Genomic DNA, 17,454 nt, shown 5'->3' with positions numbered 1-17,454 from the left:
CATCAGCGAGGATTATTTATGAATCTGTTCCAGCTCCGGGCCTTCGACGCGGTGGCACGCGAAGGCAGCTTCACCCGGGCGGCCGCACGCTTGTTTATCAGCCAGCCGGCGGTCACCGGGCATATCAAAACCCTTGAAGAGCATTACCAAATCACCTTATTGCGCCGCACGGCCCGGCGTGTGGAGTTGACCGAAGAGGGCATCAAACTGGCGGCCATCACCCGCGCCATGTTTGGTTTGGTGGATGAGGCGCAAGTCATGCTCGAAGCCAATCGCCAACTGCTCACCGGGCGCCTCGAAGTGGCGGCGGACGGCCCGCACCTGGTAATGCCCATGCTGGCGAGCCTGCGTGAGCGCTATCCCGGCATCACCGTGAATTTACGCTTGGGCAATGCGCAGGACACCCTGGCCGCTTTGCTCTCAGAACATGCAGACGTGGCCGTGCTGACAGAGGTCGAGCCGCGTAAAGGCTTGATGCTGCGGCCTCTCAAGGCATCGCGTATCTGCGCGTTGGTGCCGTCCGGTCACCCTTGGCAGGCGCTCTCGGGCGGGGTTGAGATGGCGCAGTTGGATCAGGTCATCATGGTCTTGCGCGAACCCGCGTCCACGACCCGCCGCACGTTTGACCTGGCCTGCGAGCAGGCAGGGGTCAGCCCGCGTGTGTTGCTGGAGCTGGACAGCCGCGAGGCGGTGACCGAAGCGGTGGCGGCCCAGCTTGGGGTGGGCATTGTCTCGTCGGCGGAGGTTAGTCAGGACCCACGGGTACACGCTGTACCCATTAACGGGCAGGGCCTGACCAACCGGCACCTGCTCGGCTGCATGGAACGTCGCGCCCAACTGCGACTGATCAAGGCGTTCATGGAACTGGCGCCATCGTACCCAGCGTGAGGGTTATCGCCTCGGTCAGCCGCCGCGTGCCGTCGGTGAGGGGCGGTGTGGATAAAGGTTGAGCTGGGCGTGATTGGATTTTTTGGTCGATTGAGGCGTTCTGGGCGTATAAACTTGCGCCCATTCGACGGCCAGCGTGCCGCGACACACACGATTGAGAGAGTGAGAAATGGGCGCACAGTGGAAGGTTAAACACAAAGCGGAAGCCGCCAATAGCCGCGGCAAGATTTTCGGCAAGCTGGCCAAAGAGCTGACCGTTGCAGCCCGTAACGGCGCCGACCCGGACATGAACTCGCACCTGCGCCTGGTGTACGAACAGGCCAAAAAGGCGTCCATGCCGGCTGACACCATCAAGCGGGCGATCAACAAGGGTGCCGGTATCGGCACTGAAGCGGTGCAATACACCCGCGTGACCTACGAAGGTTTCGCCCCGCATCAGGTGCCGCTGATCGTTGAGTGCCTGACCGATAACGTCAACCGCACCGTGGCTGAAATCCGCGTGGCGTTCCGCAAGGGGCAGTTGGGTGCGTCGGGCTCCGTGGCCTGGGACTTTAACCATGTTGGCCTGATCGAAGCCAAGCCTGACACCCCGGATGCTGATCCAGAAATGGCAGCAATTGAAGCAGGCGCTCAGGATCTCGAAAAGGGCGAAGAAGAAGGCACGACCTTGTTCATCACCGAGACCACGGACCTGGATGCCGTGCAAAAGGCGTTGCCTGAACAAGGCTTTACCGTGTTGTCGGCCAAGTTGGGCTACATGGCTAAAAACCCGGTAACGGGCCTGACTGACGAGCAAATGGCCGAAGTCGAGGAATTTCTGGCGAAGCTGGAAGAGCAGGACGATGTGCAGGACATGTTTGTAGCGCTTGCGCCTGAAGACGAGCCCGTCCCTTAAGAGGCCCGTTCACGACGAGTGTGTCGCCGGGCCTTGCTTCGTCGCCTCGTCAACGACTGCCGCTCTGTATGTCGCTGACCAGGCGCGGGGCGGTGGTCGGGCAGCCCTCAGCCCAGGGCGCGGCAGATTTCAACGAAGTCCGGCCGGGCGAGTACCTCAGGCTGCATGCAGCGCGTTTGTAAGTGTTGCAACGCTGCGCACTGTTGATCGCTCAATCCTGAATCGATTCGCTGCAGCAACTCCCCCAGCAGAATGCCGAACGCACGCACCTCGATACGCTGCAAGGCGCGGGTGTGCGGGGTGTCATCGGTGGCGTGCAAGCACGCGGCCCCGAAGTCGCCCAGCAAACACTCGCCTTGATCATTGAACAAAATATTGTGCCCATACAGGTCACCGTGGCAGATGCCCTGCGCGTGCAGATGCGCTGCGGCTGACGCGATGCCACGTGCCAGGCGCAACGCGCTGTCGGCATTGAAACGCGTGCTATTGGCATAGACGTCGCGGCTGCAGCTCTCAAGGCTCGGCAGCCCGGCCAGATTGCGGAAAGAGGGCGCAACCAGCTCCATCACCAATGCCGCCTGGTGCTGCGGATGGCCTACCACGCGCCCTAACACGTTGATCAGGTTCGGGTGCTGGCCCGCAGCAATGCAGGCGTGCATCTCGTCAAGCGGTGAGCCATCACTGGTGATCGCGCCTTTGTACAGTTTGACTGCCACCGCACGTTGCGCCTGACCCGGTGCCCGCCAGATGGCCTGGTAAATCACCCCGGATGCGCCTTCGCCCAGCGGCTGCGCCAGTTCCAGTTCTGTCCAGTCGATGTTTGGCGTGCAGTCAGGCGCGTGCTCGGCATTCAGTTCGTCCGCCAACGGATTGCCCGAGTACGCCAGCCAGCTCAGGCCGGGCATCGCCAGTAACCAGTCCGGCAGTTCGCGCAGTTGGTTGGAGGCCAGGCGAATCAGCTCCAGACGCTCGCAACCGGCCAGGCTGCGCGGCAACGCCTGAAGACGGTTACCGGCCAGCATCAATTTTTGTAGCAAGGGGCGGCGGCCCAACTCATCCGGCAACTGACTGATGTAGTTGTCAGTGAGGATCAACCAGCGCAGTTGCGGCGGCAACGCGGCGCCCGGCACGTCGGTGATCCGGTTGGCCTTGAAGCCAACCATGCTCAGTTGGGCGCACTGACCCAGGCATTCGGGCAGGGTGGTGAACAGGTTGTCCGAGCAGAACAGTACCCGTAAATGCGTCAGGCGATGCAGGTCGTGGGGCAGGGAGCACAGGGCGTTGCCGCTCAAATTGAGGATTTCCAGCGAATCCGCCAGTTGAAAGATTTCCTCAGGGAACTCGGTCAGCCCACAGGACAAATCCAGACGTTTGAGCCCCGTCAGTTGACCGGCGCGCAGTTTAGCGAGGGTATCCATAAGCAGGCGATGTGCACTCGTATCGATCAGTGAAAGTGCCGCGCATGATAACGATTAATCGTGCGCGGGTTTCAGGCAATTAAGGCGTGGGGGTTAACGCAGCGTGTTGACCATATCCGAAAGGGTGGTCAGCACCGTATGGCCCAGTTGCATCGAGCGTTTACCATCCCAGCCGGTGACCGGGTCGGGTGCGTCGTTGTTGTCCTTGAACGGCATTTCCAGTGTCAGGGACAAGCAGTCGAAGCGTTGGCCCACGCTGTTGCAGGCCAGGGTCATATTGGCCTGGCCGGGTTCGTCACGGGTGTAACCGTGGGTTGTCTGGAAGTCTTTCGTCTGCTGGCTCAGGTGCGAACGAAAACGTTCTTCGAGCGTGGCAATCCGCTCGTTATAGCCCGGGTTGCCCTCGCAGCCTGCGGTGAAGACGTAGGGGATTTCTTCGTCGCCGTGAATGTCCAGAAACAGGTCGACGCCGTAGGTGTGCATCTGTTCCAGTGCCAAGAACACCTCAGGGCTGACCTCAGGGCTGGTGTTTTGCCAGGCGCGGTTCAAGTCCTGGCCGTTGGCATTGGTGCGCAGATGCCCGTGAAAGGCGCCGTCGGGGTTCATGTTGGGGATCAGGTACAGCTCGGCGTAATCGAGCAATTTGCGCAGTTGCGGGTCGCTGCCTTGTTCCAGGCGCTTGAAAATGCCCTCCATGAACCACTCGGCCATGTGTTCGCCGGGGTGCTGCTGCGCAATGATCCAGATTTTGTGTTTGCGGGGTGCGCCATTTCCTTTGCGCAACAAGTGAATGTCACGCCCTTCGGCACTTTTGCCCACCGCCAGCACTTGGCAACCGGACCATTGCTGCGCGTCGCTGATCAACACCTCGTGGCGTGCGCGGCTGTAGGGTTCGAAGTAGGCAAACCAGACGCTGCTGTGTTGAGGTTCAAGACTGAAGTTGAGCGAAGTCCCATCAAAGTCGGTAGGCACGCGGAACCAGTGTTCCTGATCGTAAGACGCCACCGCACGGTAGCCGTCCCACGCTTTGTTGTAGGACGACTGGCTGGCGTTGGTCAGATGAAAGTGATGGTGCTGCCCGGGCGTGAGGCCGCTGGCCTTGAAATGAAACCACTGGAAGTGCGGGCTTTTGGTGTCGGGTTTGATCGCCAGTTTCACGTCCAACGGATCGCTGGCATCCAGCACTTGAATATTGCCGCTGTCGAAGTCACTGCTGATGTGAAGTGAAGAGGGCGCCACAGTCATCGTCCAGATCCCTGAGTCTGAGAATTGTGGGCGTTACTGTACCTCGCCATGGCGTGGGGCCAATACGAAAATGCAGGCATTTACAGAGAGAATGGGGGAGAAAAACGTCGGGGGGGCGTCATCCGTGATGCGGCGCAATTCTAGTGTTTTTGCGAGTGATTCTCAAGTGCTAAATTGCCATTACGCCTATAGTCCTAGACTTCAGGCTTTCTTCGGTCGATGTTCTTTTGCTATCATCGCCGGCATTGTAGCGGCCACCGAAAAAAACCGGTCGCACACCCGACTTCATTAGCCTGAAGCAAGCTGAGCCAGATAACTGGCCACAAAAAAAAGACCCGGCCATAAGCCGGGTCAAATAACCGTGATTAGCCTGATGAGGAGATTATTCAAAGCACCGACCTAAGGTCCCTTGAATGATCGGCTGATCTCGCGACCAGCTGTATGCAATAGTAATCATTATCATTTGCAAAGCAAGCGTTTTTTCTGTGCTTCTCGGAAATTTTTTCCCCTTCCCCCGCCCCAAGGCTCTATCTCGCTAATCCAGCAACAACTCAGTGGTGCGTTTGACTTCGCTCATGGCGATGTTGGAGTGAGCTTCCTGCACGTGTGGCTTCTGCAAAAGATGGTCGCGTAAAAAACGCTCGTAACTGTCGATGTCGTGCGTGACCACTTTCAGCAGGTAATCCATATCGCCCGCCATGGTGTAGCACTCGATGACTTCCGGATAATGAGTGATGGCTTCTTCGAATTCGGTCAGGTGACGACGTCCGTGCCCCGATAACCGCACATTGACGAATACCACGACGTTGAGTCCCAGTTTCTTCGGGCTGAGCAGGGCAACTTTGCGCTCTATCAAGCCTTCTTCCTGCAAGCGATGAATCCGTCGCCAACAGGGGGATTGGGATAATTCCACGCGCTCGGCCACCTCGGCGGCGGACAGGTCGGCGTCATGTTGCAGCAGGCGCAATATCTTACGGTCGATGGGGCTTAATTTAATCGGCATGAATTGATCAGATTTCTTATTTTTGTTGAATGATTCATGCAGCGTAGCACTGCATTTCCTAAGAATTAGAAAGAAAAATCCTCTTGTAACCCTTCACGCTCTTAAGGCGGCCTTCGCAGCCCCTGAACGGGTCGAAAACTGACCTTTTGGTCTTACGTCCCTGTGCGCTAACAACAAGAGAGAACTGAAATGCCGATATTTGCTCATCCCGAGTTTGATCAACACGAACAGGTCATGTTCTGCCACGACAAGGCCAGCGGCCTCAACGCCATTATCGCGGTGCACAACACGCGTCTGGGCCCTGCACTGGGCGGTTGCCGGATGTGGCCATACGCCGATGAGCAACAGGCGGTCAATGATGTGTTGCGCCTGTCACGGGGCATGACCTACAAATCGGCCCTGGCCGGGTTGCCGTTGGGCGGTGGCAAGGCCGTGATCATTGGCGATCCGCGCAAGGACAAAACCGAGGCGCTGTTCCAGGCCATGGGCGACTTTGTCGAAAGCCTGGGCGGTCGCTACATCACCGCCGCTGACTCGGGCACCGGGGTGACGGAGATGGCGCAAATGGGCCAACGCACCCGTCACGTCGTGGGGGCCGGTACACGTGAGCAGTTGGGTGGCGGTACGCGCAGCGGCGATCCGTCGCCTGCCACGGCACTGGGGGTGTACATCGGCCTCCGCGAGGCCGTTCGCCAGCGTCTGGGGCGATCCGACCTGAGCGGGCTGCGCGTGGCCATTCAAGGCCTGGGGCAAGTCGGCTTCAACCTGGCCCAACAGCTCAGCGCGGCCGGTGCCCAGTTATGGGTGCATGATATTCAGGAAGCCAACGTTCGCCGCGCCGTGGACGAGTTGGGCGCCCATGCGGTCAGTGGGCAGGACATCTACGGCTTGGACGTGGATGTGTTCTCACCCTGCGCCATGGGGGCGGTCATCAACGACGAAACCCTGCAATTGCTGCGTGCCCCGGTGATTGCCGGTGCAGCCAACAATCAACTGGCCCGTCCCGAGCACGGCGACGTGTTGTGGCGCCGGGGCTGCCTGCATGCACCCGATTACGCGATCAATGCCGGGGGCATTATCGATGTGTCCTACGAGTACAACGGCGGGACGCCTGAGCAAGTGCGTCAGCACGTTGAAGGCATTGGCGAAACATTGCGTCAGATTTTTGAGCGAGCGAAGGCTGAAGATCGTAACACCACGCTGATTGCCGACAGCCTTGCCCACGAACGCCTCAACGCCTGATGTAACGCAACACCGCAGGCAGCCAATGGGGTTGCCGCCGGGGGCGAGGCTGCGCAAGGGAGCAGCCATCGCCCGCGGTGTGACGTTATGCCCTCGCATGCAGCTTCATTGCCTTGGAGCGACGACCCACCTCAGCGTGCAGGTGCTTTTTGCTTATCGATGGTCTTGTCGACCAGGTCTTTGGCCATTTCAACGAAGTGCGCCATGCCCCTGATGAGGTCCAGATGAGGGCCTTGCACACTCGCCGCGCCTCCATGAGCGTAAGTCAATGCAAAACGCATTAACTCCGACGCGTGCAACAAGGCTTCTTCGTAGCCGACATCGTCGCTGACGTTGAACACTTTTTGCTCGTTGCAGCGCTGAGTTACAGATGGTTTCAAATAATAGTCGAGCGCGCGTTGGGTTGCGGCGCTGTCTTTGAGGGCTTCAAGCTCGGCATCGGCCTCAATCTTGAGAGGGATTTTTGTTATTGGAGTCATGATCTGCCTGCGTTTGTGAGGTTAATCGAATCAGCAGAGGTCAGATTAGTACGTAAGGTATTTATGATTAACAAAATAAATAATACAATATGTGTATTGTTGCGTGACGGGCAATCCGTATTGTTCGGCAAATGGATAAATGGATCGCTTTAGTCAGAACGAAATTGCGCGAGCTCAAACTCACGCAAGAAAAACTCGCCGAACGCGTGGGGGCTTCCCAGGGCGGCGTTGGTCATTGGCTTAATAAACGTCGTCAACCCGACCTCGAAACCATGAACAAAGTGCTGCATGCCCTCGGGCTTGGGCACCTTGAGGTAGCGTTGGTGGTGCGTGAACGCAAGGCCAGTAACGACGACCTCAACCCTGAAGAAAACACGTACGTCATTACCTCAGCCTTCCGATACCCCGTGCGGGATTGGGAGAAGGTGGGCGAGATCAACGAGGCCACGCTCGACGGCTATCCCGCGGCCACAGCCTTTGAAATGAGTGATCACTACGCCAAGGGCGATGCTTTCTGGCTGCAAGTGACCGGTGATGCGATGACGGCGCCCATGGGCCTCAGCATTCCCCAGGGCATGCTGATCCTGGTGGACCCCGATATCGAGGTGGAGCCCGGCAAAATGGTGGTCGTGCGCACACCGGGCGCCGAAAGCGCCATGTTCCGTCAGTTGATCGAGGACAGTGGCCAGCGTTATCTCAAGCCGCTCAACCCGACCTATCCCAAAGTCCTGTTTGATGAAGGCTGCCGCGTTCTTGGCGTCGTGGTGCAGGCGACGACCAAGTTCTGAGGCGCAGTTTCCAGACATCCACTAAAAAGGCGGCTACCGAAACCGGTAGCCGCCTTTTTCATGCCCGTTGCTTTATTCGAGTTCGACCAGTACCGCGCCTTCTCCCACCATGTCACCTTCCTGGCCGAATACGGCTTTGACCACCCCGTCGCGTGGCGCACGCAGGCTGTGTTCCATCTTCATGGCCTCAAGCACGACCAGTTGCGCCCCTGCCGCCACGTTCTGTCCGACCGCCACCATGACGCGCACGATGCTGCCGTTCATGGGCGCACTCAGTCCGCCTTCGTGTGCCTGCCGGGCACCGGCCGCGGCCAACGGATCACAAGCGCTCACGGCCTGCAGCTCGCCGTCCCACTGCACATACAGCGTGTCGCCGCGCCGCACAGCCAGATGCCGGGTGCGCACGCCGTGTCGTTCGATCACCAGATGCTGATCCTGCACCGTGGGCTGCTGCCCGGTCAGGGCAATGACCTTGTGCTCACCCTTACAGCTCAGGGCCAACAGGGTTTGCGCGGGCAAACCGATGCGCCATCCGTTGCGCTGCGACCACGGTGAAGTGGCCTCGTCGTCGCGACGATCAAGTGGCAGGGTCTGCACGAATGCGGGTGCTGCCACTGACCAAAACGCGTCAGGCAAAGGTTGCGCCTTTGGCAGTAATTGCGCCTCATGGCGCGGGATAAACCCCGTGTCCAGCTCGGCCGCGGCAAACGCAGGGTGAGCGATGATTCGGCGCAAGAAACTCAGGTTGGTTTTCAGGCCGCCGATAGCGAACTCATCGAGCATGGCCAACAAGCGCAAACGCGCCTGCTCGCGGTCTTCGCCCCACGCGATCAGCTTGCCCAGCATCGGGTCATAAAACGGCGACACCTCATCGCCTTCGCTGACCCCGCTGTCGACCCGGCGTCCTGCACCCTCGGCCGACTCGCGGTACACGGCCAGACGGCCGGTCTGGGGCAAGAAATCATGGCTCGGGTCTTCGGCGTACAGGCGCACTTCGATGGCATGCCCGCGCAGTGGTACATCCGCCTGGGTGATGGGCAACGCTTCGCCGCGCGCAACGCGGATCTGCCAGGCCACCAGATCCAGCCCGGTGATGGCTTCCGTCACCGGGTGTTCCACCTGCAGCCGGGTGTTCATCTCCATAAAGAAGAAATCCCCCCGCGCATCCAGCAAAAATTCCACCGTACCGGCGCCCACGTAACCAATGGCCTGGGCCGCCCGCACGGCCGATTCGCCCATGGCGCGCCGCAGCTCGGGGCTGAGCCCCGGCGCAGGGGCTTCTTCGACCACTTTTTGGTGACGGCGCTGAATGGAGCAGTCCCGTTCGTTGAGGTAAAGGCAATGGCCGTGCTGATCGGCAAACACCTGAATCTCCACATGCCTGGGCTTGAGCACGTATTTTTCAACCAGCATGCGTGCATCGCCAAACGACGACAGCGCTTCACGCTGAGCCGAAGCCAGTGCTTCGGCCAGTTGGCTTTCGTCGTCCACCACTTTCATGCCCTTGCCGCCACCCCCGGCGGTGGCTTTAAGCAAGACCGGGTAGCCGATGTTCTCAGCCGCGGCGCGAAAGGTTTGCAGATCTTGCGCCTCGCCGTGATAACCCGGCACCAGAGGCACCCCGGCCACTTCCATCAAGGCCTTGGCGGCGGATTTACTGCCCATGGCATCAATGGCCGAGGCGGGCGGGCCTAGGAAGATCAGGCCTGCCTGTTCAATCGCCCTGGCAAACCCGGCGTTTTCAGACAAAAAGCCATAGCCGGGGTGGATCGCCTGCGCGCCGCTGGCCTTGGCCGCAGCAATGATCTTGTCGATTTGCAGGTAGCTGTCGGCCGCCTTGCTGCCCCCCAGGTTCACGCACTGGTCGGCTTCTCGGCAGTGGCGTGCGTCGCGGTCGGTGTCGCTGTGCACGGCGACGCTGGTCAGGCCCAGGGCCTTGGCAGTGCGCATCACCCGGCAGGCAATTTCACCACGGTTGGCCACCAACACGGTGGTAAGGGTCGGGGCGTTCATGGGCGCGGCTCCTGTTGCGTTGAGTCGATCTGCCAACTGGGCGCGCGCTTTTGCAGAAATGCGCGCAGGCCCTCCTGGCCTTCGGGGCTGACGCGAATGCGCGCAATAGCGTTTTCACAGTAGCGGCGAATGGCTGGCGTCGGTGCGCCATGGCTGACTTCGCGCAGCAGGTCTTTGCAGGCGCGCATGGCGAAGGGGCTGTTGAGCAGCAACGTGTCGATCCAGCGTGCGACCTGCTGATCGAGTTCGGCGGCCGGGTAACTTTCGGACAACAGCCCCAGCTCACGCGCCCGTTCGCCACTGAAACGTTCGGCGGTCAGCGCGTAGCGGCGCGCGGCACGTTCGCCAATCGCTTGCACCACAAACGGGCTGATGACCGCAGGCGCGATGCCAATGCGTACTTCAGAGAGGCAGAACTGCGCGTCGTCCGTGCCGATGGCCATGTCGCAGGCGCTGATCAGGCCCAGCGCGCCGCCGTAGGCCGCGCCTTGCACCACGGCCAGCGTCGGCATTTTCAGCTTGGCCAAGTTGTACATCAGCTCGGCCAAGTGCCGGGCGTCGTCGAGGTTGGTGTTGTAATCCAGTTCAGCCGATTGCTGCATCCAGGCCAGGTCGGCGCCAGCGCTAAAGTGCTTGCCGCGCCCGCGCAGGACCAGAAACCGCAGGCTGGCGTCGCTTTGCACAGCGTCCAGCGCGAGGATCAGTTCGCGGATCATCTCGGCATTGAAAGCATTGTTTTTTTCTTCGCGACTCAACCACAGGGTGGCGAAACCCCGGGGGTCGGTCTGGAGTTCAAGGGTGTTGAAATCGATCATGTCCGTCAGTCCTTGGATGGCTGTACGTGTAGATGAGTGCGCAGGGGGGGGGGGCGGCAGTGGCGCGGCGGGTAGGTGTTGCGCCCGCCCATGCCCGCCCCGGTACGGGTTTACATGCGGAACACGCCAAAGCGCGTGGTGTCGATCGGCGCGCTCAAGGCAGCGGACAAGCCCAACGCCAGCACGTCACGGGTTTGCGCCGGGTCGATCACGCCGTCATCCCACAGCCGGGCGCTGGAGTAGTAGGGGTGGCCCTGATGTTCGTACTGGTCGAGGATCGGCTGCTTGATGTCGGCTTCGTCCTGAGGGGTAAAGGCCTCGCCGGTACGTTGCGCCTGTTCACGCTTGACCTGCACCAACACGCCCGCCGCCTGTTCCGCCCCCATCACGCCGATGCGGGCGTTGGGCCACATCCACAAAAAGCGCGGGTCATAGGCACGCCCGCACATCCCGTAGTTGCCCGCGCCAAAACTGCCACCGATGATCACCGTGAATTTCGGCACCTTGGCGCACGCCACGGCGGTCACCAGTTTGGCACCATGCTTGGCAATGCCGCCGGCTTCGTATTTCTGCCCCACCATAAAACCGGTGATGTTTTGCAGGAACACCAGCGGAATGGCGCGCTGACAGGCCAGCTCAATGAAATGCGCGCCTTTTTGCGCCGCCTCAGCAAACAAAATGCCGTTGTTGGCCAGAATCGCCACCGGATACCCGTGCAAATGGGCAAAACCGCACACCAGCGTGGTGCCGAACAGCGCTTTGAACTCATCGAACACCGAGCCGTCCACCAACCGGGCGATCACCTCACGCACATCAAACGGCTGCTTGGCCTCGGCCGGGACGATGCCGTACAGCTCGTCGCTGGCATACAGCGGCGCCAACGGTGTGCGTCGGGTCAATTGCCCCAGCTTTTGCCAATTGAGGTTGGCAACACTGCGCCGCGCCAGCGCCAGCGCATGCGCGTCGTTCTCGGCGTAATGGTCGGCCACCCCGGAGATCTTGCAGTGCACATCGGCACCGCCCAAGTCTTCGGCGCTGACCACCTCTCCGGTCGCGGCTTTGACCAGCGGCGGCCCGGCGAGAAAAATGGTGGCTTGCTGGCGCACCATGATCGCTTCGTCCGCCATCGCGGGCACATATGCGCCGCCCGCGGTGCACGAGCCCATGACCACGGCGATTTGGGGAATCCCGGCGGCGCTCATGTTGGCCTGATTGAAGAAGATGCGCCCAAAGTGCTCGCGGTCCGGGAAGACTTCGTCCTGACGCGGCAAGTTGGCGCCGCCCGAATCCACCAGGTAAATGCAAGGCAGCCGGTTTTGCTCGGCAATGGTCTGCGCCCGCAGGTGCTTTTTGACCGTCAGCGGGTAGTACGAGCCGCCTTTGACTGTGGCGTCGTTGGCCACAATCATGCATTCCACGCCTTCAACCCGACCGATCCCGGCAATGATGCCGGCAGCCGGGACGTCCTCGCCGTACACCTCGTAAGCCGCCAGCTGACTCAGTTCGAGGAAGGGCGAGCCAATGTCCAGCAGCCGGTCGATGCGTTCACGCGGCAGCAGCTTGCCCCGGGCGGTGTGGCGCTCCTGGGCGCGGGCGCCGCCGCCCTGTTGCACATGGGCGAGTACGCTGTGCAGGGCGTCCACCTGTTTGAGCATGGCGTCGCGATTGGCGGCGAACTCGGGGGAGCGCGGGTTGACGGTGCTGTGCAAGATAGACATGGGCCACTCCTTAGCGGGTTTCGTTAAAGAGTTCGCGGCCAATCAGCATCCGGCGGATCTCGCTGGTGCCCGCACCGATTTCGTACAGTTTCGCGTCGCGCAGCAGACGTCCGGCCGGGAATTCATTGATGTAGCCATTACCGCCGAGGATCTGGATGGCGTCGAGGGCCATTTGCGTGGCGCGTTCGGCGCTGTAGAGGATCACCCCAGCGGCGTCCTTGCGGGTGGTTTCGCCCCGCTCACAGGCGGCCGCGACCGCATACAGGTAGGCACGGCTGGCATTGAGTTGGGTGTACATATCGGCCACTTTGCCCTGAATCAGCTGAAACTCCCCGATGCTTTGGCCGAACTGTTTGCGGTCATGGATGTAGGGCACCACCAGGTCCATGCAGGCTTGCATGATGCCGGTCGGGCCGCCCGACAGTACGACGCGCTCGTAATCGAGGCCGCTCATCAGCACCTTGACCCCGGCGTTGAGGGGGCCCAGCAGGTTTTCTTCAGGCACCTCAACGTTGTCGAAAAACAGCTCGCCGGTGTTGGAGCCGCGCATGCCCAGCTTGTCGAAATGCTTGCTGCGGCTGAAGCCTTTCCAGTCGCGCTCGACAATAAAGGCGCTGATGCCATGGGCCTTTTTTTCGATGTCGGTCTTGGCGTAGATCACATAGGTGTCGGCGTCGGGGCCGTTGGTGATCCAGGTTTTGCTGCCGTTGAGCACAAAATGGTCGCCGCGCTTGTCAGCGCGCAATTTCATGGACACCACGTCAGAGCCGGCGTTGGGCTCGCTCATGGCGAGCGCGCCGATGTGTTCGCCGCTGATCAGTTTGGGCAGGTAGTGACGTTTTTGAGCATCGCTGCCGTTGCGGTTGATCTGGTTCACGCACAGGTTCGAATGCGCACCGTAGGACAGCGCAACCGACGCCGAACCACGGCTGATTTCTTCCATGGCCACCACATGGGCCAAATAGCTGAGGCCGGTGCCGCCGTAGGCTTCCGGAACGGTGATGCCCAGCAAGCCCATGTCGCCAAACTTGCGCCACATGTCTGCCGGGAACAGGTTGTCCTTGTCGATTTGCGCTGCGCGGGGCGCCAGTTCAGCGGCGACGAATGACTGGACCTGTTCGCGCAGCATGTCGATGGTTTCGCCCAGGGCGAAGTTCAAAGTCGGGTAGCTCATGGGGCACCTTGTTCATTGTTCTTGTATGAGGCGGTTACTGCGTCGCCAGGGGAAGCTTTACGTAAACGTAAACTTGGCACCTGGGCCTGTCAATGACCTTTACGTTAACGTCAACTTAAGCCAGAGTGATTGCTATTCTTCTGATTGAGAGGGCGCTTGTGCGCGCTTTCCCATACTCCCAACAATAATCACAAGAGGAGTTGTCATGACGTCGCAATCAGCCCCCAGTTACAGCCAGGGTGCGCAGGACAAGGCCCTGCTGACATTGACCATCGGCCAGGCGTTTGAGCGTACGGCCGCGCGTTACCCCGAGAACGAGGCGCTGATTGTGCGCCATCAACACCAGCGCCTGAGCTGGTCGCAATTGAGCCGTGCTGTCGACCTGCATGCCCGTGGCTTCATGGCGCTGGGGCTGCAAGCCGGCGACCGGCTGGGCATCTGGGCGCCCAATTGCCTTGAATGGTTTATCTGCCAATTTGCCAGCGCCCAGATCGGCGTGATTCTGGTCAACATCAACCCGGCGTACCGGCTTTCTGAACTGGACTACGTGCTCAAGCAGTCGGCCTGTCAGTGGCTGGTGTGCGCCGGGGCGTTCAAAACATCGGACTACCACGCGATGGTTGAGCAATTGGTCCCGCAATTGAGTGCTCACTCGCCTGGCCACCTGTGCAGTGCGCACCTGCCGGATTTGCGTGGCGTAATCAGCCTCGCGGCGGCACCGGCGCCCGGCTTTTTGCCCTGGGCGCAACTGGCCACGCTGGGGGCAGGGGTCGAGGTTGAGCAATTGCAGGCGCGCAAGGCGGCCGTGATGCCCGAGCACCCGGTGAATATCCAGTACACCTCAGGCACCACAGGTTTTCCCAAGGGCGCGACCCTGAGCCATCGCAACATCCTCAACAACGGTTTCATGGTGGGCGAAAGCCTCGGGCTGACGGCCAATGATCGTCTGGTGATTCCGGTGCCGTTGTACCACTGCTTTGGCATGGTCATGGGCAACCTGGGGTGCGTCACCCACGGCACCACAATGATTTACCCCAGTGAAGCCTTCGATCCCGGCCTGACCCTGCAAGCCATCGCACAAGAACGCGCCACCGGGCTCTACGGTGTGCCCACCATGTTTATTGCCCTGCTCGATCACCCGCAGCGGGCCGGGTTTGACCTGTCGAGCTTGCGCACCGGGATTATGGCGGGCGCCACGTGCCCGATTGAAGTGATGCGCCGTGTCATCAGCGAGATGCACATGAGCGAGGTACAAATTGCTTATGGCATGACCGAAACCAGCCCCGTGTCCATTCAGACGGGCCCTGCGGACGAGCTGGAATTACGTGTGACCACGGTCGGGCGCACTCAGCCGCACCTGGAGAACAAGCTGATCGACGCTGAAGGGCAGATCGTAGCGCGAGGTGAGATCGGTGAGCTGTGCACGCGCGGCTACAGCGTGATGCTGGGCTACTGGAATAACCCGCACGCCACGCTGGAGGCTATCGACAGCGAAGGCTGGATGCACACCGGCGATCTGGCGCAAATGGACGAGCAGGGGTATGTGCGTATCGTGGGGCGCAACAAAGACATGATTATTCGTGGCGGCGAAAACATTTACCCGCGTGAGCTGGAAGAGTTTTTCTTCACCCACCCGGCCGTGGCGGACGTGCAGATCGTGGGCATTCCGGACGAGAAGTACGGTGAGGAAATTGTCGCCTGGATCAAGTTTCACCCCGGCCACACTGCCAACGAGCTGGAGTTGCAGACTTGGTGCAAGGCCCGCATTGCGCACTTCAAAACCCCGCGCTACTTCAAGTTCGTCGACACGTTCCCGATGACCGTGACCGGCAAAATCCAGAAATTCAAAATGCGCGAAGTCAGCATTCAGGAGCTTGGTCAGTCAGGGCAGGGCAAATCCTGAGCAACACAAAGGGGAGCCTGAGCTCCCCTTTAATGTGTTGTTGCCTGCTCTTTTTATTATTGAGGGGCGGTCTGTTGTTGTTTTTGTGACCGTGGCCCTTTACTGCTGTTTTTGGCGATCCCCATCCGGGATCAAGAGCAAACGTATTTTTTTGAGCGCTGATCCACTTTCATCACAGGGTTTGAAACCTGCGATCCAACCTGAACGGGTGCTACCTGAAGGTAGTTTTATTGTTCTCTGCCCGGTTGCGAGGTGGCTTTTGGCTCCCCGGAAAAGTAAACCTTCTCCAAAAAAATCTGTTAGCTGCGTCTCTGCCGTGTTGTTTTTGTTATGTCAGAGTCGTTTCGTATTGTTTTTATTATGTTGCTGCAGTTTTTATTCTTGTTATGCCATAGAGATAGCAGAACCCGTGCCAACTTTTAAAAACCCTTATAAATCAACGGTTTGTTTTTTTAGGTATTAAAAAACCGGCCTTGGAACGGGCCGGTTTGTTTCCTTGTTACTCGTGTGGGTTACCGTGCGGTAACACTGCGGCACACTTTTCAGCCCTGTCGGGCGCGGGCAACACGTGAACCGGTGACCCGGCCCAATACCCGACTGATGTGTTCACCGGCGAGCAACAATTTGTCCATGTCGACACCGGTTTCGATGCCCATGCCATTGAGCATGTACAGCACATCCTCGGTGGCGACATTGCCGCTGGCGCCCTTGGCATAGGGGCAGCCACCCAGCCCCGCAATGGAGCTGTCGAACACGGCGAGGCCTTCTTGCAAGCTGGCGTAAATATTCACCAGCGCCTGACCGTAGGTGTCATGGAAATGCCCGGCCAGTTTCTCCCTGGGCACGGCAGCACTCACGGTCTCAATCAGCGTGCGAGTGGCGCTGGGGGTGCCGGTGCCGATGGTGTCGCCCAGCGACACTTCATAACAGCCCATGGCATACAGCTCGCTGGCCACGGCCGCCACCTGCTGCGGCGCTACATCGCCTTCATACGGGCAGCCAAGCACGCAGGACACATAACCGCGCACGCTAATGCCGTGCTGCCGGGCGGCTTCAATCAGTGGCACGAACCGCGCCAGGCTTTCGCTGATCGAGCAGTTGATATTGCGTTGCGAGAAGGCTTCAGACGCGGCTGCAAACACCGCGACTTCCTTGACCCCGGCGGCCACCGCGTCTTCAAACCCGCGCAGGTTGGGCGCCAGCGCACCGTACACCACGCCCGGTTTACGCTGGATGCGGGCGAAGACCTCAGCCGAACCCGCCATTTGCGGCACCCATTTGGGTGAAACGAAACTGCCCGCTTCGATGTACCCGAGTCCGGCATCGGTCAAGGCGTCAACCAATTGCACCTTGTCAGCCACGCTGATCGGCCGGGCTTCGTTTTGCAGGCCGTCGCGGGGGCCGACTTCGATCAGGCGCACGTGGGTGGGTAATGTCATGGGGTCACCGGTTTGAGTGGGGGCGGCGGGTTCAGGCCGTCTGGTTTTTGATGGTGTGTTCCAGCGCTTGGGTGCAACGCTCTTCGGCGGTGTCCAGCTCCAGTTGCATCTGCTGAATGTCGAGCAGTTGCTGCTCCAGTTGCTGACGGCGTTCTGCGATTTTGGCCAGCATGCTGGTCAGTTGCTTCTGATTGCCGCTGGTGGGGTCGTACAACTCGATCAGCTCGCGGCACTCGGCCAGAGAAAAACCGATGCGCTTGCCACGCAGGATCAGCTTCAGGCTGACCTTGTCCCGGCCTGAATACACCCGCTCCTGGCCTCGCCGTTCAGGGGCCAGCAACCCTTGTTCTTCATAAAAACGGATCGCACGGGTGGTGATGTCCAGCTCGCGGGCAAGGTCGGAAATACTGTACGTCTGGCTGCTCATGGGCGGG

General features: G+C 60.0%; 15 protein-coding genes. 5 read left to right on the top strand and 10 right to left on the bottom strand.

Going from position 1 to position 17,454, the window contains the following annotated elements; translation table 11 throughout:
• Nucleotides 1-18 precede the first annotated feature (18 nt).
• Both TU74_RS09465 and TU74_RS09460 read left to right on the top strand, forming a co-directional pair.
• Nucleotides 19-888 carry a LysR substrate-binding domain-containing protein gene (locus TU74_RS09465; protein ID WP_047277937.1) on the top strand — a complete coding sequence of 290 codons (870 nt, stop codon included), beginning with the start codon at nt 19-21 and terminating at the stop codon, nt 886-888.
• Nucleotides 889-1,057: 169 nt separating this feature from the next.
• Nucleotides 1,058-1,783, top strand: a complete 726-nt coding sequence (locus TU74_RS09460; RefSeq protein WP_048376234.1) for a YebC/PmpR family DNA-binding transcriptional regulator — start codon at nt 1,058-1,060, stop codon at nt 1,781-1,783.
• A gap of 107 nt (nt 1,784-1,890) precedes the next feature.
• On the opposite strand, the gene TU74_RS09455 is transcribed toward TU74_RS09460, so the two are convergent.
• The 3 genes from TU74_RS09455 to TU74_RS09445 form a co-directional block, all read right to left on the bottom strand.
• Nucleotides 1,891-3,201 (bottom strand): leucine-rich repeat-containing protein kinase family protein, encoded by a 1,311-nt coding sequence (locus tag TU74_RS09455; RefSeq protein ID WP_048376233.1) that lies wholly within the window; start codon nt 3,199-3,201, stop codon nt 1,891-1,893.
• A 93-nt stretch (nt 3,202-3,294) separates the two neighbouring features.
• A complete protein-coding gene (locus TU74_RS09450) occupies nt 3,295-4,446 on the bottom strand; it encodes a M14 family metallopeptidase (RefSeq protein ID WP_048376231.1) in 1,152 nt (383 codons plus the stop codon).
• A gap of 535 nt (nt 4,447-4,981) precedes the next feature.
• The gene (locus tag TU74_RS09445; protein WP_047276552.1) at nt 4,982-5,449 is read right to left on the bottom strand and encodes an Lrp/AsnC family transcriptional regulator; all 468 of its coding nucleotides are present in this window, start codon (nt 5,447-5,449) and stop codon (nt 4,982-4,984) included.
• 189 nt (nt 5,450-5,638) lie between these two features.
• Between TU74_RS09445 and TU74_RS09440 the strand changes: the two genes are divergently transcribed.
• A complete protein-coding gene (locus TU74_RS09440; RefSeq protein ID WP_048376229.1) occupies nt 5,639-6,691 on the top strand; it encodes a Glu/Leu/Phe/Val dehydrogenase dimerization domain-containing protein in 1,053 nt (350 codons plus the stop codon).
• A gap of 131 nt (nt 6,692-6,822) precedes the next feature.
• On the opposite strand, the gene TU74_RS09435 is transcribed toward TU74_RS09440, so the two are convergent.
• Nucleotides 6,823-7,170, bottom strand: coding sequence for a DUF6124 family protein (locus tag TU74_RS09435; protein WP_047276550.1), 348 nt, complete (start codon nt 7,168-7,170; stop codon nt 6,823-6,825).
• A gap of 131 nt (nt 7,171-7,301) precedes the next feature.
• Between TU74_RS09435 and TU74_RS09430 the strand changes: the two genes are divergently transcribed.
• A complete protein-coding gene (locus TU74_RS09430) occupies nt 7,302-7,958 on the top strand; it encodes a LexA family protein (protein ID WP_048376227.1) in 657 nt (218 codons plus the stop codon).
• A 72-nt stretch (nt 7,959-8,030) separates the two neighbouring features.
• On the opposite strand, the gene TU74_RS09425 is transcribed toward TU74_RS09430, so the two are convergent.
• The 4 genes from TU74_RS09425 to TU74_RS09410 all read right to left on the bottom strand — a co-directional run bounded on the left by TU74_RS09425 (nt 8,031) and on the right by TU74_RS09410 (nt 13,678).
• Nucleotides 8,031-9,971, bottom strand: a complete 1,941-nt coding sequence (locus TU74_RS09425; RefSeq protein ID WP_048376225.1) for an acetyl-CoA carboxylase biotin carboxylase subunit — start codon at nt 9,969-9,971, stop codon at nt 8,031-8,033.
• Nucleotides 9,968-10,786, bottom strand: a complete 819-nt coding sequence (locus TU74_RS09420; RefSeq protein WP_047276545.1) for a gamma-carboxygeranoyl-CoA hydratase — start codon at nt 10,784-10,786, stop codon at nt 9,968-9,970. Before TU74_RS09420 ends, TU74_RS09425 begins: the two co-directional genes overlap by 4 nt.
• A 110-nt stretch (nt 10,787-10,896) precedes the next feature.
• Nucleotides 10,897-12,504: a carboxyl transferase domain-containing protein gene (locus TU74_RS09415; RefSeq protein ID WP_048376224.1), complete on the bottom strand. Its 1,608-nt coding sequence runs from the start codon at nt 12,502-12,504 to the stop codon at nt 10,897-10,899.
• Between the two features lie 10 nt (nt 12,505-12,514).
• Nucleotides 12,515-13,678, bottom strand: a complete 1,164-nt coding sequence (locus TU74_RS09410) for an isovaleryl-CoA dehydrogenase (RefSeq protein WP_047277923.1) — start codon at nt 13,676-13,678, stop codon at nt 12,515-12,517.
• Nucleotides 13,679-13,883: 205 nt separating this feature from the next.
• Between TU74_RS09410 and TU74_RS09405 the strand changes: the two genes are divergently transcribed.
• Nucleotides 13,884-15,581, top strand: coding sequence for an AMP-binding protein (locus TU74_RS09405; RefSeq protein WP_048376222.1), 1,698 nt, complete (start codon nt 13,884-13,886; stop codon nt 15,579-15,581).
• Between the two features lie 542 nt (nt 15,582-16,123).
• On the opposite strand, the gene TU74_RS09400 is transcribed toward TU74_RS09405, so the two are convergent.
• On the bottom strand, nt 16,124-17,020 hold the full coding sequence (locus TU74_RS09400) for a hydroxymethylglutaryl-CoA lyase (protein ID WP_048376220.1): 897 nt from the start codon (nt 17,018-17,020) through the stop codon (nt 16,124-16,126).
• 31 nt (nt 17,021-17,051) lie between these two features.
• Complete coding sequence (locus TU74_RS09395; protein ID WP_047276537.1) at nt 17,052-17,447, bottom strand: MerR family transcriptional regulator; 396 nt, start codon at nt 17,445-17,447, stop codon at nt 17,052-17,054.
• Between the last annotated feature and the right edge of the window lie 7 nt (nt 17,448-17,454).

Source organism: Pseudomonas lundensis (assembly GCF_001042985.1).
In the GTDB taxonomy this organism is placed as follows: Bacteria; Pseudomonadota; Gammaproteobacteria; order Pseudomonadales; family Pseudomonadaceae; genus Aquipseudomonas; species Aquipseudomonas lundensis.
This window is presented reverse-complemented; position numbering and strand designations above follow the sequence as displayed.

Excerpts from the sequence above, each read along its gene's own strand:
- TU74_RS09420 (WP_047276545.1), bottom strand. The coding sequence starts at position 10,786 with ATGATCGATTTCAACACCCTTGAACTCCAGACCGACCCCCGGGGTTTC.
- TU74_RS09425 (WP_048376225.1), bottom strand. The coding sequence starts at position 9,971 with ATGAACGCCCCGACCCTTACCACCGTGTTGGTGGCCAACCGTGGTGAA.
- TU74_RS09445 (WP_047276552.1), bottom strand. The coding sequence starts at position 5,449 with ATGCCGATTAAATTAAGCCCCATCGACCGTAAGATATTGCGCCTGCTG.
- TU74_RS09400 (WP_048376220.1), bottom strand. The coding sequence starts at position 17,020 with ATGACATTACCCACCCACGTGCGCCTGATCGAAGTCGGCCCCCGCGAC.
- TU74_RS09455 (WP_048376233.1), bottom strand. The coding sequence starts at position 3,201 with ATGGATACCCTCGCTAAACTGCGCGCCGGTCAACTGACGGGGCTCAAA.
- TU74_RS09460 (WP_048376234.1), top strand. The coding sequence starts at position 1,058 with ATGGGCGCACAGTGGAAGGTTAAACACAAAGCGGAAGCCGCCAATAGC.
- TU74_RS09410 (WP_047277923.1), bottom strand. The coding sequence starts at position 13,678 with ATGAGCTACCCGACTTTGAACTTCGCCCTGGGCGAAACCATCGACATG.
- TU74_RS09435 (WP_047276550.1), bottom strand. The coding sequence starts at position 7,170 with ATGACTCCAATAACAAAAATCCCTCTCAAGATTGAGGCCGATGCCGAG.
- TU74_RS09415 (WP_048376224.1), bottom strand. The coding sequence starts at position 12,504 with ATGTCTATCTTGCACAGCACCGTCAACCCGCGCTCCCCCGAGTTCGCC.
- TU74_RS09440 (WP_048376229.1), top strand. The coding sequence starts at position 5,639 with ATGCCGATATTTGCTCATCCCGAGTTTGATCAACACGAACAGGTCATG.
- TU74_RS09395 (WP_047276537.1), bottom strand. The coding sequence starts at position 17,447 with ATGAGCAGCCAGACGTACAGTATTTCCGACCTTGCCCGCGAGCTGGAC.
- TU74_RS09450 (WP_048376231.1), bottom strand. The coding sequence starts at position 4,446 with ATGACTGTGGCGCCCTCTTCACTTCACATCAGCAGTGACTTCGACAGC.
- TU74_RS09430 (WP_048376227.1), top strand. The coding sequence starts at position 7,302 with ATGGATAAATGGATCGCTTTAGTCAGAACGAAATTGCGCGAGCTCAAA.
- TU74_RS09405 (WP_048376222.1), top strand. The coding sequence starts at position 13,884 with ATGACGTCGCAATCAGCCCCCAGTTACAGCCAGGGTGCGCAGGACAAG.
- TU74_RS09465 (WP_047277937.1), top strand. The coding sequence starts at position 19 with ATGAATCTGTTCCAGCTCCGGGCCTTCGACGCGGTGGCACGCGAAGGC.